Origin of the sequence: Streptomyces sp. NPDC059861 (assembly GCF_042731435.1) — a bacterium.
Taxonomy (GTDB): domain Bacteria; phylum Actinomycetota; class Actinomycetes; order Streptomycetales; family Streptomycetaceae; genus Streptomyces.
Window position 1 is genome coordinate 110,751 of record NZ_JBHWJQ010000002.1, and the last position, 14,093, is coordinate 124,843.

The window sequence follows — 14,093 nt, forward strand, 5'->3', positions numbered from 1 at the left end:
CCGGGCGGGGACACGACACTGAGACCGGGTAGGTCACCGCCAGCGGCCGATCTCGACGTTCTCCAGCACGCCGAGCGCGTCCGGCACCAGGACCGCCGCCGAGTAGTAGGCCGTCACGAGGTACTTGATGATGGCCTGTTCGTTGATGCCCATGAACCGCACCGACAGGCTCGGCTCCAGCTCGTCCGGGAGGCCGGACTGGCGCAGGCCGATCACACCCTGGTCCGCCTCGCCGAGACGCATCGCGATGATCGAGGTGGTCCGGGCCTCCGTGACCGGGATCTTGCCGCACGGGTAGATCGGGACACCGCGCCAGGTCGGGATGCGGTTGCCGCCGACGTCGATCGTCTCCGGCACCAGGCCCCGCTTGTTGAGCTCGCGGCCGAAAGCGGCGATCGCGCGCGGGTGGGCGAGGAACATCTTGGTCCCGCGCCGGCGGCTGAGCAGCTCGTCCATGTCGTCCGGGCCGGGCACACCGTCGTGCGGCTGGATCCGCTGGTCGTACTCGCAGTTGGTGAGCAGGCCGAACTCACGGTTGTTGATCAGCTCGTGTTCCTGGCGCTCCTTCAGCGCCTCCACCGTCAGCCGGAGTTGCTGCTCGGTCTGGTTCATCGGCTGGTTGTACAGGTCGGCCACGCGGGAGTGGATGCGCAGCACCGTCTGGGCGATGCTCAGTTCGTACTCGCGGGGCCGCGCCTCGTAGTCCACGAAGGTGTGCGGGATGTCCGGCTCGCCCGCGTGTCCGGCCGCGAGGTCGATCTCCTTCTCGCCGTACTTGTTGGTGCGCTGCTGGGGGACGGCGCGCCGCTCCTCCAGGTGCTCCCGCAGCGAGTCCGAGCGCTCGGCGAGCTGCTCGACGTCCTGCCGGGACAGCACGAGGACCGTACAGGGCGTGATGGCGCGGGCCGTGAACTCCCAGATGGCGTCCGGGTCGAGCAGCGCCTGCTCGCCCAGGTACGCGCCGTCGGCGAGCACACCGAGGCTCTCGTCGTCGCCGTACGGGCCGGTGCCGATCTTCTCGACCCTGCCGTGCGCCAGCAGGTACACCTCGTCGGTCTGGTTGCCGAAGCCGGCGATCACCTCGCCCGCGGCGATCTCGCGCTGCTCACAGCGCCGGGACAGTTCGGCCAGCACCTCCTCGTCCTCGTAGGACCGCAGCGCCGGCAGTTCGCCCAGCTCCGCGGGGATGACCTCGACGCGGTCGCCGGTCTTCACGAAGGTGATGCGTCCGTCTCCCACGGCATAGGTGAGCCGTCGGTTCACGCGGTACGTGCCGCCCTGTACATCCACCCACGGCAGCATGCGCAGCAGCCAGCGCGAGCTGATCTCCTGCATCTGGGGTACGGACTTGGTCGTGGTGGCCAGGTTCCGCGCGGCCGCCGTGCCGAGGCTCTGCTGCGGCTTGGTCTGCTCCGTGCGGACCTCTTCGCCTACCGACATAAGGAATTGCCCTCCCGGTCATGCCCTGGCAACGGATTGCCCCGGGCACCGATCTCCGCGGAAAAGCCTTCCAGCACGGACCGTGATCGTGCTATTACCCGAAAGAGCGGGAATGGATCAACTCCCCCTGGGCACACGCGGGTTTCGCTCCGAACAGCACCCCACCACCCCCTTGGCCGAATAAGCTCGCTCACTGTACGAACGGGAGGTTCCGTTTCTTCCCGATTCGGTACAAGCAGCATGTACGAGGCGGCCGCGCCGGGCGGCCGTCGCGCCGCGAAGGAGGCACCGATGGCCTCACCCCTGTCCGCGAACCGTTTCCTCGACTGCCTGCGGGACGAGGGCCTCACCGTCGTCGAGGTCGGCAACTGGAGAGAACACAACCGCAACCACAAGGGCCCCTGGGCCCCCGTGCACGGCGTCATGATCCACCACACCGTGACCCGGGGCAGCGCGCAGACCGTCGAGCTGTGCCGCAAGGGCTACGAGGGCCTGCCCGGCCCGCTGTGCCACGGCGTCATCACCAAGGACGGCAGGGTCCACCTCGTCGGCTACGGCCGCGCCAACCACGCGGGGCTCGGCGACGACGACGTCCTGCGCGCGGTGATCGCGGAGAAGGCGCTGCCACCGGACAACGAGGCGAACACCGACGGCAACCGCCACTTCTACGGCTTCGAGTGCGAGAACCTCGGCGACGGCAAGGACCCCTGGCCCGAGGTGCAGCTGGAGGCCATCGAGCGGGCGTCCGCCGCGATCTGCCGGCAGCACGGCTGGACGCACCGGTCGGTCATCGGCCACCTGGAGTGGCAGCCGGGAAAGGTGGACCCGCGCGGGTTCACGATGGCCGCGATGCGGGGGCGCATCGCCGAGCGACTGAAGTAGCCCACGGGCGACAATGGCCGGGTGACCAGCCCAGACGCCCTCGCCATCCTGCACCCGAGGCTCCCCTCCCCGGTGCGGGAGGTGCGCGACGACCGCTTCGAGCGGCACGGCGTACGGCTGCTGCTGAAGCGCGACGACCTGATCCATCCCGACCTCGTCGGCAACAAGTGGCGCAAGCTCGCCCCCAACCTCACGACGGCGCACGGCCGCCCGATCCTCACCTTCGGCGGCGCGTACTCCAACCATCTGCGCGCCACCGCCGCCGCGGGCCGCCTCCTCGGCCTTGCCACCGTCGGTGTGGTCCGCGGCCAGGAGCTGGCCGACCGGCCCCTCAACCCGTCCCTCGCCCGGTGCGCGGCCGACGGCATGCAGCTGCACTTCGTCGACAGATCGACGTATCGCCGCAAGACCGACCCCGTCGCCCTCGCCGCCCTGCTGCGCGCGGTCGGCGCCGAGGACGCCCAAGTGGTCCCCGAAGGCGGCAGCAATTCCCGGGCCGTGCGCGGCTGCCGGGCGCTGGGCGAGGAACTGGGCGGGCGGGCCGACGTCGTGGCGATCGCCTGCGGCACCGGCGGCACCCTGGCGGGACTGGCGGCGGGGCTGGGCCCCGGCCGGCGCGCGCTCGGCATACCGGTGCTCAAGGGCGGCTTCCTCGGCGCGGAGATACGGACCTTGCAGGAGGCGGCCTTCGGCGGCCCGCGCGGCGACTGGTACCTCGACGACCGCTTCCACTTCGGCGGCTATGGGCGCACCACCCCGGAACTCGACGCCTTCGCCGCGGACTTCGAGGACCGGCACGGGCTGCCCGTGGAGCGTCTGTATGTCGCCAAAATGCTGTACGGACTTGTCACGCTCGCCAAGGAGGGCACCTTCGCGCGCGGGAGCACGGTGGCGGCCGTCATCACCGGCCGCCCCTTCCCCTGACCATGCCGTCTCCCCTCACTCCGACCAGATCTCCCGCTAGGTCGTCTCGCGGTACGCCGCCGCCTCCTCCAGGTCCAGGCGGCGCAACAGCGTCCGCAGCATCTCGTCGTCGATGAAGCGACCGTCGCGGAGCCTGACGAACACCTCGCGCTCGGCGCTGATCATGTCCCTGGCCAGGCGGCGATACGTGTCGTCGGCGGTCTCGCCGGTGATGGGGTTGGACTGGCCGAGACGCTCCCAGACGGCGTTGCGGCGGCGTTCCAGGACCGCGCGCAGCCGGGCGGCGAGCGGGTCGGGCAGGGCGTTGCGCTCGTCGGCGAGGAGTTCGTCGAGGCGCCGCTCGGCGGCCCGGGAGGCCTGCGCCTGGGCGTTGGCCTCGGCGAGCGTCTCGGCCTGGACGTCCCGGCCGGGCAGCTTGAGCAGCCGGATCAGCGGGGGCAGGCTCAGACCCTGGAGGACGAGGGTGCCGATGACCGTCGTGAAGGTCAGGAAGAGGATCAGGTTGCGGCCGGGGAAGGGCTCCCCGCCCTCCATGACCTGCGGGATCGAGAACGCGATGGCGAGCGAGACCACGCCCCGCATCCCGGCCCAGGAGATGATGAACGCGCCCTTCCAGGTGACGCCCGTCTCCCTGGCGGCGCCCGCCTCCCGATCCCGGATCCGCACCGACAGCATCCGGGGCAGGCAGACCGACGGATACACCCACACGAACCGGGTCGCGACGACCACCAGGAAGACGGCGACCGCATACCAGGCGGCCTCCAGGCCCTCGTACTCCCCCAGTCCCTCCAGGACCACCGGCAGTTGGAGTCCGATGAGGGCGAACACCGCTGACTCCAGGACGAAGGCGACCATCTTCCAGACCGCGCTCTCCTGGAGCCGGGTGGCGAAATCGACCTCCCACGCGCGATGCCCGAGGTAGAGGGCGACCACGACGACGGCGAGGACACCGGAGGCGTGCACCGCCTCGGCGACGGCGTACGCGACGAACGGGATCAGCAGGGAGAGGGTGTTCTGGAGGAGCGGCTCCTTGAGGTGGGTGCGCAGCCAGTGGATCGGGACCATGAGGACGAGGCCGACGACGATGCCGCCGATCGCCGCGACCAGGAACTCGGCGATGCCACCCACCCAGGTCGCGCCCTCGCCGACGGCGGCCGCCAGGGCGACGCGGTAGGCGGTGATCGCGGTGGCGTCGTTCACCAGGGACTCCCCCTGGAGGATCGTGGTGATCCGGGACGGCAGCCCGACACGACGGGCGATCGCCGTGGCCGCGACCGCGTCCGGCGGCGCCACCACCGCGCCCAGCACCAGCGCCGCGGTCAGCGGCAGGCCCGGGACGATGACATAGGCGGCCCAGCCGACCACGCAGGTCGCGAAGAGCACGTACCCGACCGACAGCAGCGCGACCGGCCGCAGTTGCGCCCGCAGGTCGAGGTAGGAGCTGTCGGTGGCCGCGGTGTGCAGCAACGGCGGCAGGATCAGCGGCAGCACGACGTGCGGGTCGAGGTGGTAGTCCGGGACTCCGGGCACGTACGACAGCACGAGTCCGGCCGCGACCAGCAGCAGCGGCGCCGGTACCGGGGTACGCCGGCCTGCCGCGGCGATCGCGGCGCTGCCCGCCACCAGCAGCAGCAGTGGCATCACGTCCATGGATCCAACCCACCCTCGTTTTCCGCGCGGCGTTCCGCGCGCCCGTCGTAACCTGGCAATCATGAAACAGTGCACGCACGCCGACGAGCTGCCGCACCCGGAACCCGAGGCCCGGACGGAGACCTGCCCCGAGTGCCTGGCGGACGGCTCGCATCCGGTGCAACTGCGGTTGTGCCTCACCTGCGGCCACGTCGGCTGTTGCGACTCCTCCGAGGGGCGGCACGCGACCGAGCATTTCAAGGAGTCCGGTCATCCGGTGATGCGGACGTTCGAACCGGGGGAGAATTGGCGATGGTGCTTCGTGGACCACGTCCTGGCGTGACCGATTCGTGACGTCCGGACCGACGGTTCGAGCGTCTGACGTCTGGGTACGTCAACCCGGCGCGCGCTCTTCCCAATTGGGGGCGCCCACCCTCTAGCCACTGTGTGTATTCATGTGTTTACTATGAGTGACAGCAAGGGGTTGGGGTCCCGGGACAGGTAGGTTCCGAGCGCGGTAGCGTCACCGCTGAACACACTTCGCGTTACCCCGAGGGGCGACCCTCGGCCCCGTAGAGCTTGTACCACCTTGGAGGTGAGGGTGTCCCAGATCGCAGGCGAGCCCGCGACCCAGGACTTCGTGGAAGTCCGGCTGCCGGCCGCGGGTGCCTACCTGTCGGTGCTGCGGACGGCCACGGCCGGCCTCGCAGCCCGTTTGGACTTCACCCTCGACGAGATCGAGGACCTGCGCATCGCGGTGGACGAGGCCTGCGCGATCCTGCTCCAGCAGGCCGTGCCCGGCTCGGTGCTCAGCTGTGTCTTCCGGCTCGTCGACGACTCGCTGGAGGTGACCGTCTCGGCGCCCACGACCGACGGTCACGCCCCTTCGCGGGACACCTTCGCCTGGACCGTGCTGTCCGCCCTGGCAGGCAAGGTCTCCTCCGCCGTGGACGACGACAAAACCGTTTCGATCAGCCTCTACAAACAGCGCGGCGCGGGACCCGGGCCGGCGTGAGGAACGGGGACGGGCCGGTGCGGGACGAAGAGCGCGGCACACGGGAGCTGCCGACGGGGGTGCCCGGAGGCGTCCCCGGCTCGAGCGGCGCCGAGAGCTCGGGAGACGGTCCGATCGGTGCCCGTCACATGGCGGACGGCATCGACGGCATCCCCGAGCAGGCCCGGCCGCATCCGGAGGACGACTCCGACACGACGGAGGCCGGCTTCCTGGACGACGGGCAGCGGGATCAGGAGGGTGCCGTGCAGAGCACACCTCCGCAACAGCGGATCGGAGTGTCCCCTGTCCGAGCGGAGACGAGGGCTCGGGGAAGGGCGACGGGCGGGACGATGAGCGAGCACGAGCGATACGCGGAGCAGGACGTGCAGAACGTGCCCGACGCGCAGCACGACGCGCATGCCACTCCCGCCCCGGCGGCCACGCGCAGCGCGCAGTCCACGCACCACCACCCGCAGGACCGCAGTGGCGCACGTGCCCTGTTCGTGGAGCTGCGCGGGCTGAAGGAGGGCAGCCCGGAGTACGCCGAGCTGCGCAACCAGCTGGTCCGGATGCATCTGCCGCTCGTCGAGCACCTCGCGCGCCGCTTCCGCAACCGCGGCGAGCCGCTGGACGACCTGACCCAGGTCGCCACCATCGGCCTGATCAAGTCGGTCGACCGTTTCGACCCGGACCGCGGCGTCGAGTTCTCGACGTACGCGACCCCGACGGTCGTCGGCGAGATCAAGCGGCACTTCCGCGACAAGGGCTGGGCGGTGCGCGTGCCGCGCCGTCTCCAGGAGCTGCGCCTGTCGCTGACCACAGCGACCGCGGAGCTCTCGCAGTTGCACGGCCGCTCCCCCACGGTCCACGAGCTCGCCGAGAAGCTGGCGATCTCGGAGGAGGAGGTCCTGGAGGGTCTGGAGTCCGCCAACGCGTACTCCACGCTGTCGCTGGACGTCCCCGACACCGACGACGAGTCCCCGGCCGTCGCCGACACGCTCGGCGCGGAGGACGAGGCGCTGGAGGGCGTGGAGTACCGAGAGTCGCTCAAGCCACTCCTGGAGGATCTGCCGCCCCGGGAGAAGCGGATCCTGCTGCTGCGCTTCTTCGGCAACATGACCCAGTCGCAGATCGCGCAGGAGGTCGGCATCTCTCAGATGCACGTCTCCCGCCTGCTGGCCCGCACCCTGGCCCAGCTGCGGGAGAAGCTGCTGGTGGAGGAGTAGGCGAGGCACCCGGCGCGGGAATCGCCGGCGGCACGGAAAACGCTGTCCGCGCGATCCCGTACGCCTCCCGGTCCGGCCGCGCGGGAATTCGCCGCCCACGTGAACAGCGTGGCCGGCGACCGCGCGGAGAAATGGCGCCGGCGTGAACAGCGCATCACGGCTGCCTGGGCGGTCACCGCCGCCATATGACTCGGCTGCCTGCGCGGGAGCCGACACCTGTCCGATCGACACCTGTCCGATCGACGCCTGCCTCCCGGCCGTGCGGATACCCCGCCCGCTTGAACGGCATGGCCCGCCCGCAGGGAAATCACCGACGCGGGAACAGCGCGCGAAATCCCCCAGCCGCCAAGGCGCGGCGCTGCGATGGCCGCCCGGCCCGCCCCCGGCTGCTACTTCCCGGCGTTGCCAGGCCCCCGGATTCCGAGGGCCTGGGTCGTCTCCGGGTTGAGGAGCAGGATCAGGGACGCGATCGCGGCCGCCGCAAGGGCGATGCCGCCCGGGATGGCCATGCTGTCGGCCTGCAGGAGGTTGTAGGCCACGGGCAGCGAGATGATCTGCGTGATGACGGCCGGGCCACGGCTCCAGCTGCGCAGCGCGAGCAGTCCGCGCGCGGCGAGCAGCGGCAGCAGCGCGAGCACCATCAGCGTGACGCCCCCGGTGACGGCCTGCTGCCGGTCGTCCGGGTGCCCGGTCAGTCCGAGGACGAGGATCCAGACCCCGCCGACCACCAAGGCGAGCCCCTCCAGCGCGGCCAGCGCCGCGGCCACGGTCAGCCGGACAGGACGGGGACCGGCCTCTGCGGCGGCCTCGGAATCGGGGGTGGGGTTCTGCTCAGCGCTCACGCCAGAAGGGTAGCCCTCGCCCCTCCCCCGCCCCGGAAGACCCCGGGGCCCACCCGTGCGCACGGATCCGGCACCCGTGTCCAGGCTCACGCGTCGATCTCCGCTGGATCACCGGTCCGGCCTGTGCCCGGTACCACCCAGTAGGTACCCTGCGAGTCATGCGTGCACTTCTCGTGGTCAATCCGGCGGCAACCACCACAAGCGCACGTACGCGCGATGTCCTGATTCATGCGCTGGCGAGCGAGATGAAGCTGGAGGCGGTCACCACCGAGTACCGCGGACACGCGCGGGACCTGGGCCGGCAGGCGGCGGAGAGCGACGACATCGACCTGGTGGTCGCCCTCGGCGGCGACGGCACGGTCAACGAGGTCGTCAACGGCCTGCTGCACAACGGACCCGCCCCCGGCCACGTCCCCGGCCTCGCCGTGGTCCCCGGCGGTTCCACCAATGTCTTCGCCCGTGCCCTGGGTCTGCCCAACGACGCCGTCGAGGCGACCGGCGCGCTGCTGGACGCCCTGCGTGACGGCGGCGAGCGCACCGTCGGACTCGGTCTGACCTCGGGCACGCCGGGCACCGAGGACGAGGCTGTGCCGTCCCGCTGGTTCACCTTCAACGCCGGACTCGGCTTCGACGCCGGCGTCGTCGGCCGGGTCGAGCAGCAGCGCGAGCGCGGCAGAAAGTCGACGCACGCGCTCTACGTGCGCCAGGTGCTGCGCCAGTTGCTGGGCGAGCCGAGCCGCCGGCAGGGCACGATCACCATGGAGCGGCCGGGCGAGGACGCCGTGACGGATCTGCTGCTGTGCATAGCGTCGAACACCGCCCCGTGGACGTTCCTCGGCAACCGCCCGATGTACGCCTCACCCAAAGCCTCGTTCGACACCGGACTCGATGTGTTCGGTCTCAGCCGGATGTCCACGGCCTCGGTCGCCCGTTATGGCACCCAGTTGCTCACTTCGTCCCCCGAGCGTGGACCTCAGGGCAGGCATGCCGTGTCCTTGCACGATCTGGATGAGTTCACCTTGCATTCGAAGGCGCCGCTACCCCTTCAGATGGACGGTGACCACCTGGGGCTGCGCACCAGCGTGACGTTCACAGGCGTACGCCGTGCACTGCGTGTGATTGTGTGAGCAGAAGGGGCCAAAGTCCTTTCACTCGAACGTTTAGGCCAGGATCCACCCCATGGAAGTACGGCTGTGACCTAGTCGACACCGAGGAATCAAAAAAAACTTTCTGGAAGGGGTTGTATCCGTCGCCGAGGTTTGCGAGTCTCTACATGGCGATCAGGACGGCCCGCAACACCGGCCTCCACAGATCACCGGAACCCCTCACCAACCAAGGACCACGCCGAGGAAGACTCGGTGGTCGGCCCTTCACTTGTTGAGGGATTCGTGAAAGCGTTCACATTCACAAGCAATCTTCACGTAATACCAAGGAGAGGTAGCAGCCATGGACTGGCGTCACAACGCCGTTTGCCGCGAGGAAGACCCCGAGCTCTTCTTCCCCATCGGCAACACCGGTCCTGCGCTGCTGCAGATCGAGGAAGCCAAGGCCGTCTGCCGTCGCTGCCCTGTGATGGAGCAGTGTCTGCAGTGGGCGCTCGAGTCCGGCCAGGACTCCGGCGTCTGGGGTGGTCTCAGCGAGGACGAGCGCCGCGCCATGAAGCGCCGCGCCGCCCGCAACCGGGCTCGTCAGGCCTCCGCCTGACATACCCACCCCGCTGACAGCCTGAGCTTGGCGGCGCGTACAGCGAGTACGCATCTCCCGCCCCCGAGCCGCAGCGCGCAGTACCCCCGAAGCTCCCCCACAGCCCCAAGGGCATGGGGAACCCCATCGCAGCGAGCGACTGGTCCCGGACCTTCTGGTCCGGGACTTTTTGCTGTGCCCGGTGAAGCCCGCACCCCGTGCACCGGCTCCGCCGTCCCGCCTGTTCACCGCGGAAGTCGGTCACTTCTGTGTGCGTACCGGGATGTCCAGGATGACCTGCGTGCCGCGCTCCGGCGCCGGGACCATGTCGAACGCACCGCCCAACTCGCCCTCCACCAGCGTCCGTACGATCTGGAGGCCGAGATTGCCGGAGGTGTGCGGGTCGAAGCCCTCGGGCAGGCCGACCCCGTCGTCCTGCACCGTGACCAGCAGGCGGGTCTCCTTCGTCGTACCGCCGCGCACCGCCGACACCTCCACCGTGCCGGTGTCGCCTTCGCGGAAGCCGTGCTCCAGCGCGTTCTGCAGCACCTCGGTGAGCACCATGGACAGCGGGGTGGCGACCTCGGCGTCGAGGATGCCGAAGCGGCCCGTTCGCCGGCCGGCGACCTTGCCGGGTGAGATCTCGGCGACCATCGCCAGCACGCGGTCGGCGATCTCGTCGAACTCCACCCGCTCGTCCAGGTTCTGAGACAGCGTCTCATGAACGATCGCGATCGAGCCGACCCGGCGTACCGCCTCTTCGAGGGCCGCGCGGCCGCGCTCGGACTCGATGCGCCGGGCCTGGAGGCGCAGCAGCGCGGCCACCGTCTGAAGGTTGTTCTTCACCCGGTGGTGGATCTCCCGGATGGTGGCGTCCTTGGTGATCAACTCCCGCTCGCGGCGGCGCAGTTCGGTGACGTCCCGGAGCAGGACGAGGGAACCGATGCGGGTGCCCTTGGGCTTGAGCGGAATGGCGCGGAACTGGATGACCCCGTCGTGGGCCTCGATCTCGAACTCGCGCGGCGCCCAGCCGCTGGCCACCTTGGCCAGCGCCTCGTCGACCGGGCCCCGGCTCGGGGCGAGTTCGGCCGTCGTACGGCCGAGATGGTGGCCGACGAGGTCGGCGGCGAGGCCCATGCGGTGGTAGGCGGAGAGCGCGTTGGGGGAGGCGTACTGGACGAGGCCGTCCGCGTCGAGCCGGATCAGGCCGTCGCCGACACGGGGCGAGGCATCCATGTCGACCTGCTGGTTCGCGAAGGGGAAGGCACCGGCCGCGATCATCTGCGCCAGGTCCGAGGCGCTCTGGAGGTACGTCAGTTCGAGGCGGCTCGGGGTGCGCACGGTCAGGAGGTTGGTGTTGCGGGCGATGACACCGAGGACGCGCCCGTCCCGTCGTACCGGAATGGACTCGACGCGGACCGGGACCTCCTCGCGCCACTCCGGGTCGCCCTCGCGCACGATCCGGCCCTCGTCCAGCGCCGCGTCCAGCATGGGGCGGCGGCCGCGCGGGACGAGGTGGCCGACCATGTCGTCCTGGTAGGAGGTGGGGCCGGTGTTCGGCCGCATCTGGGCGACGGAGACGTAGCGCGTGCCGTCGCGAGTGGGGACCCACAGGACCAGGTCGGCGAAGGAGAGGTCGGAGAGCAGCTGCCACTCCGAGACCAGCAGATGGAGCCACTCGAGATCGGAGTCGTCGAGGGAGGTGTGCTGGCGGACCAGTTCGTTCATGGAGGGCACGTCTGCGAGCGTACCCGGCGGTTTGTCCAGGTCCTAAAAGTGTCTGTACGGGGCCGAGAACACCCGCGGGCCGCGGCGCCTGGGAGGGACCCTCAACCCTCCCGGCACCGCAGCCCGGAGCAGCATCGGCCACGGGGTGTGCGGTCCCGGTCGGCCGAAGGATGAGGAGCCGGGGCAGTCAGGGCAGAGAGCACCGGTTCCTCGGTCCGTCTTCCTGTGCGGGGAAGACGGAGGCTCATCACTTCTACGCGCCTCCCCCGCATTGTGGACTAGACCACTACTCGTGTCCATGCGTCGGGAGCGGTTTTGTTGTTGAAGACTGTGTGGAGTTGGCGCTTCGCAGCCTAACCCGCCCGGCTCACGTGCGGGGCCAGATGGCCATGGCAATTTCCGCGAGAGCCTCCGGTTGCGCACGGCTCGCGCCGTCGCGCGCCCGTGGGGGACATGCCCTAGATCAGCGCGCCGGTGCGGCGGGCCGGGGGCGCGGGGCCCTGGCCGCCGCTCAGCGCGTCTCCGTCACCTTCGCCAGCGCCCGGGGTGCGTCCGGGTCCTGGCCGCGGGCGATCGTGACCTCGTAGGCCAGGAGCTGGAGCGGGATGATCTCCAGGACGGGCTGGACCTCCTCGGCGACGCCCTCGGTGGGCAGGACGAAACCGGCGGAGGCACGCTCGACCTGGCTCCTGGGCCCGACCACGACCAGGTCGGCGCCCCGCCCGCGCAGCCGGTCGAGGACAGGCTGGAGCGCCTCCCCTCCCCTGCCGTCGGTGACGACCGCGATGACCGGCGAGACGTTGTCGACCATCGCGAGCGGACCGTGCAGCAGGTCGGCGCCCGAGTAGGCGAGGGCCGGGATGTAGCTGGTCTCCATCAGCTTCAGGGCGGCCTCCTTGGCCGTGGGATAGCCGAAGCCGCGGGAGGTGATCACCATGCGCTCGGCGAAGCGGTAGCGGGCGGCCAGGGTGCGGACCTCGTCGTGCCGGGCGAGCAGTTGCCCGGCGAGGTCGGGCAGCACCTGGGCCGGGGCACCGTCGCCGCCGCGCAGGCCCTCGACGAAGAGGTAGAGCGCGAGGAGGGAGGCCGTGTAGGTCTTGGTGGCGGGGAGCGCCTTCTCCGGTCCGGCCAGGATGTCGAGGTGGTACTCGGCGACGCCGGCCAGCGCCGAGTCCGGGTTGTTGGTCACGGCGAGGGTGATCGCGCCCGCCTCGCGGGCGGCCCGGGTGGAGGCGACCAGGTCCGGCGAGCCGCCCGACTGGCTGACGGTGACGACGAGCACGTCGGTGAGGTCGGGGCGGGCGCCGTAGGCCGTGAAGGTGGACATGGAGGTGAGGCCGCAGGGCAGGCCGAGGCGGACCTCCAGGAGGTACTTGGCGTAGAGGGCGGCGTGGTCGGAGGTGCCACGGGCGGTCAGCAGGACGAAGCGGGGCGCGCGGGCGGCGATGTCCTGGGCCACCTGGCGGATCACAGGAGCGCCCTTTTCCAGGATCCGGCGCAGCACCGCGGGCTGCTCGCCCATCTCCCGCGCCATGATCCGGCCGGGGACCTCGCTGTGGGGGGCGTGGGGAGCATGGGGGTCGTGGGGGTACGGGACGGGGGCGGTCATGGCGGCTCCTCCGCGTCGGCGTCGGCTGCGTCGGCTGTGGCACCGGGCTGGCACCATTCCACTCCCCCACGGCAGCTCACGCCTCCTCAAGGACGCTTCCGGGGGCGCGTCTTCACCTGGATCCCGGCCTGCCTTCATCGGCCGTTCCCACTGCGTCCAGGCGCCCCTGCGGAGGCTGGTCTTCGCCTGGGAGGGGGCACGCCTCTCTGTTAGATTGGTCTAAACCACATGGCCCCTTCCGGGTGCCCTTCGAGTCCCCTCTTCAGATCGGCAGGCCCAGCGTGGAAGTTGTCATCGTTCCCGACGCCGAGGCGGGCGGCGAGCTGATCGCCGAGGCCATGGCGCAGCTGCTCGGCCGCAAGCCGGGCGCCCTGCTCGGCGTGGCCACCGGCTCGACGCCGCTGCCCGTCTACCAGGCGCTGGCGGCGAAGGTGCGGTCGGGTGCGGTGGACATCTCACGGGCGCGGATAGCCCAGCTCGACGAGTACGTGGGGCTGCCGGCGGAACACCCGGAGTCGTACCGGTCGGTGCTGCGCCGTGAGGTGCTGGAGCCGCTCGGGATCGGGATGTACGCGTTCATGGGCCCGGACGGGACCGCCGAGGACATCCCGGGCGCGTGCGCGGCGTACGACGCGGCGCTGACCGAGGCCGGCGGTGTGGATCTGCAGCTGCTGGGGATCGGGACCGACGGGCACATCGGGTTCAACGAGCCGTGCTCCTCGCTCGCCTCGCGGACCCGGATCAAGACGCTGACCGAGCAGACCCGGATCGACAACGCGCGGTTCTTCGACGGCGACATCGACCAGGTGCCGCACCACGTCATCACGCAGGGTATCGGGACGATCCTGGAGGCGCGGCACCTGGTGCTGCTGGCGACAGGCGAGGGCAAGGCGGACGCGGTCGCGGCGACGGTGGAGGGGCCGGTCGCGGCGGTGTGCCCGGCCTCGGCGTTGCAGTTGCATCCGCATGCCACCGTGGTGGTCGACGAGGCCGCGGCGTCCAAGCTGAAGTTGGCGGACTACTTCCGGCACACCTATGCCGACAAGCCGGAGTGGCAGGGGATCTAGCCGACCACGTGGCGTGGTGACCGGCCCGGGGCCTCATGCCCGGAGGGGGCCGTCCCACGCCCCGCACGC

General features: G+C 70.5%; 13 protein-coding genes. 8 read left to right on the forward strand and 5 right to left on the reverse strand.

Going from position 1 to position 14,093, the window contains the following annotated elements:
• Nucleotides 1-33: 33 nt before the first annotated feature.
• Entirely contained in the window at nucleotides 34-1,440 is a 1,407-nt protein-coding gene (locus tag ACFV6X_RS02595; RefSeq protein ID WP_385376528.1) for a family 2B encapsulin nanocompartment shell protein, read from the reverse strand.
• 291 nt (nucleotides 1,441-1,731) lie between these two features.
• On the opposite strand from ACFV6X_RS02595, the gene ACFV6X_RS02600 reads away from it, so the two are divergent.
• Both ACFV6X_RS02600 and ACFV6X_RS02605 read left to right on the forward strand, forming a co-directional pair.
• Nucleotides 1,732-2,322, forward strand: coding sequence for an N-acetylmuramoyl-L-alanine amidase (locus tag ACFV6X_RS02600; RefSeq protein WP_365456205.1), 591 nt, complete (start codon nucleotides 1,732-1,734; stop codon nucleotides 2,320-2,322).
• A gap of 21 nt (nucleotides 2,323-2,343) precedes the next feature.
• The gene (locus ACFV6X_RS02605) at nucleotides 2,344-3,246 is read left to right on the forward strand and encodes a 1-aminocyclopropane-1-carboxylate deaminase/D-cysteine desulfhydrase (protein WP_385376531.1); all 903 of its coding nucleotides are present in this window, start codon (nucleotides 2,344-2,346) and stop codon (nucleotides 3,244-3,246) included.
• Nucleotides 3,247-3,282: 36 nt separating this feature from the next.
• On the opposite strand, the gene ACFV6X_RS02610 is transcribed toward ACFV6X_RS02605, so the two are convergent.
• A complete protein-coding gene (locus tag ACFV6X_RS02610; RefSeq protein ID WP_385376534.1) occupies nucleotides 3,283-4,896 on the reverse strand; it encodes a Na+/H+ antiporter in 1,614 nt (537 codons plus the stop codon).
• Between the two features lie 61 nt (nucleotides 4,897-4,957).
• Here ACFV6X_RS02610 and ACFV6X_RS02615 point away from each other — a divergent pair, with 61 nt between their 5' ends.
• From ACFV6X_RS02615 to ACFV6X_RS02625, 3 genes are all read left to right on the forward strand, one after another.
• Nucleotides 4,958-5,218, forward strand: coding sequence for a UBP-type zinc finger domain-containing protein (locus ACFV6X_RS02615; protein WP_385376537.1), 261 nt, complete (start codon nucleotides 4,958-4,960; stop codon nucleotides 5,216-5,218).
• 258 nt (nucleotides 5,219-5,476) lie between these two features.
• Entirely contained in the window at nucleotides 5,477-5,890 is a 414-nt protein-coding gene (locus ACFV6X_RS02620) for an anti-sigma factor (RefSeq protein ID WP_015657891.1), read from the forward strand.
• Nucleotides 5,887-7,095, forward strand: coding sequence for an RNA polymerase sigma factor SigF (locus tag ACFV6X_RS02625; protein ID WP_385376540.1), 1,209 nt, complete (start codon nucleotides 5,887-5,889; stop codon nucleotides 7,093-7,095). The genes ACFV6X_RS02620 and ACFV6X_RS02625 overlap by 4 nt, the downstream gene beginning before the upstream one ends.
• 389 nt (nucleotides 7,096-7,484) lie before the next feature.
• Here ACFV6X_RS02625 and ACFV6X_RS02630 read toward each other — a convergent pair whose 3' ends face one another.
• Nucleotides 7,485-7,937 (reverse strand): hypothetical protein, encoded by a 453-nt coding sequence (locus ACFV6X_RS02630; protein WP_385376543.1) that lies wholly within the window; start codon nucleotides 7,935-7,937, stop codon nucleotides 7,485-7,487.
• 158 nt (nucleotides 7,938-8,095) lie between these two features.
• On the opposite strand from ACFV6X_RS02630, the gene ACFV6X_RS02635 reads away from it, so the two are divergent.
• Both ACFV6X_RS02635 and ACFV6X_RS02640 read left to right on the forward strand, forming a co-directional pair.
• The gene (locus tag ACFV6X_RS02635) at nucleotides 8,096-9,064 is read left to right on the forward strand and encodes a diacylglycerol/lipid kinase family protein (RefSeq protein ID WP_385376545.1); all 969 of its coding nucleotides are present in this window, start codon (nucleotides 8,096-8,098) and stop codon (nucleotides 9,062-9,064) included.
• A 319-nt stretch (nucleotides 9,065-9,383) separates the two neighbouring features.
• Complete coding sequence (locus ACFV6X_RS02640; RefSeq protein ID WP_016639615.1) at nucleotides 9,384-9,641, forward strand: WhiB family transcriptional regulator; 258 nt, start codon at nucleotides 9,384-9,386, stop codon at nucleotides 9,639-9,641.
• 240 nt (nucleotides 9,642-9,881) lie between these two features.
• Here ACFV6X_RS02640 and ACFV6X_RS02645 read toward each other — a convergent pair whose 3' ends face one another.
• Together ACFV6X_RS02645 and ACFV6X_RS02650 are read right to left on the reverse strand one after the other, a co-directional pair.
• Nucleotides 9,882-11,348, reverse strand: a complete 1,467-nt coding sequence (locus ACFV6X_RS02645; protein WP_385376890.1) for a PAS domain-containing sensor histidine kinase — start codon at nucleotides 11,346-11,348, stop codon at nucleotides 9,882-9,884.
• A 511-nt stretch (nucleotides 11,349-11,859) separates the two neighbouring features.
• Nucleotides 11,860-12,957, reverse strand: a complete 1,098-nt coding sequence (locus ACFV6X_RS02650; RefSeq protein WP_385376548.1) for an SIS domain-containing protein — start codon at nucleotides 12,955-12,957, stop codon at nucleotides 11,860-11,862.
• 281 nt (nucleotides 12,958-13,238) lie between these two features.
• On the opposite strand from ACFV6X_RS02650, the gene nagB reads away from it, so the two are divergent.
• Nucleotides 13,239-14,024 (forward strand): glucosamine-6-phosphate deaminase, encoded by a 786-nt coding sequence (nagB, locus tag ACFV6X_RS02655; protein WP_385376551.1) that lies wholly within the window; start codon nucleotides 13,239-13,241, stop codon nucleotides 14,022-14,024.
• The last annotated feature ends 69 nt before the right edge of the window (nucleotides 14,025-14,093 follow it).

Bases quoted from the DNA above. Each gene is read 5' to 3' on its own strand.
- ACFV6X_RS02595 (WP_385376528.1), bottom strand. From the start codon at position 1,440: ATGTCGGTAGGCGAAGAGGTCCGCACGGAGCAGACCAAGCCGCAGCAG.
- ACFV6X_RS02600 (WP_365456205.1), top strand. From the start codon at position 1,732: ATGGCCTCACCCCTGTCCGCGAACCGTTTCCTCGACTGCCTGCGGGAC.
- ACFV6X_RS02610 (WP_385376534.1), bottom strand. From the start codon at position 4,896: ATGGACGTGATGCCACTGCTGCTGCTGGTGGCGGGCAGCGCCGCGATC.
- ACFV6X_RS02615 (WP_385376537.1), top strand. From the start codon at position 4,958: ATGAAACAGTGCACGCACGCCGACGAGCTGCCGCACCCGGAACCCGAG.
- ACFV6X_RS02635 (WP_385376545.1), top strand. From the start codon at position 8,096: ATGCGTGCACTTCTCGTGGTCAATCCGGCGGCAACCACCACAAGCGCA.
- ACFV6X_RS02640 (WP_016639615.1), top strand. From the start codon at position 9,384: ATGGACTGGCGTCACAACGCCGTTTGCCGCGAGGAAGACCCCGAGCTC.
- ACFV6X_RS02645 (WP_385376890.1), bottom strand. From the start codon at position 11,348: ATGAACGAACTGGTCCGCCAGCACACCTCCCTCGACGACTCCGATCTC.
- ACFV6X_RS02650 (WP_385376548.1), bottom strand. From the start codon at position 12,957: ATGACCGCCCCCGTCCCGTACCCCCACGACCCCCATGCTCCCCACGCC.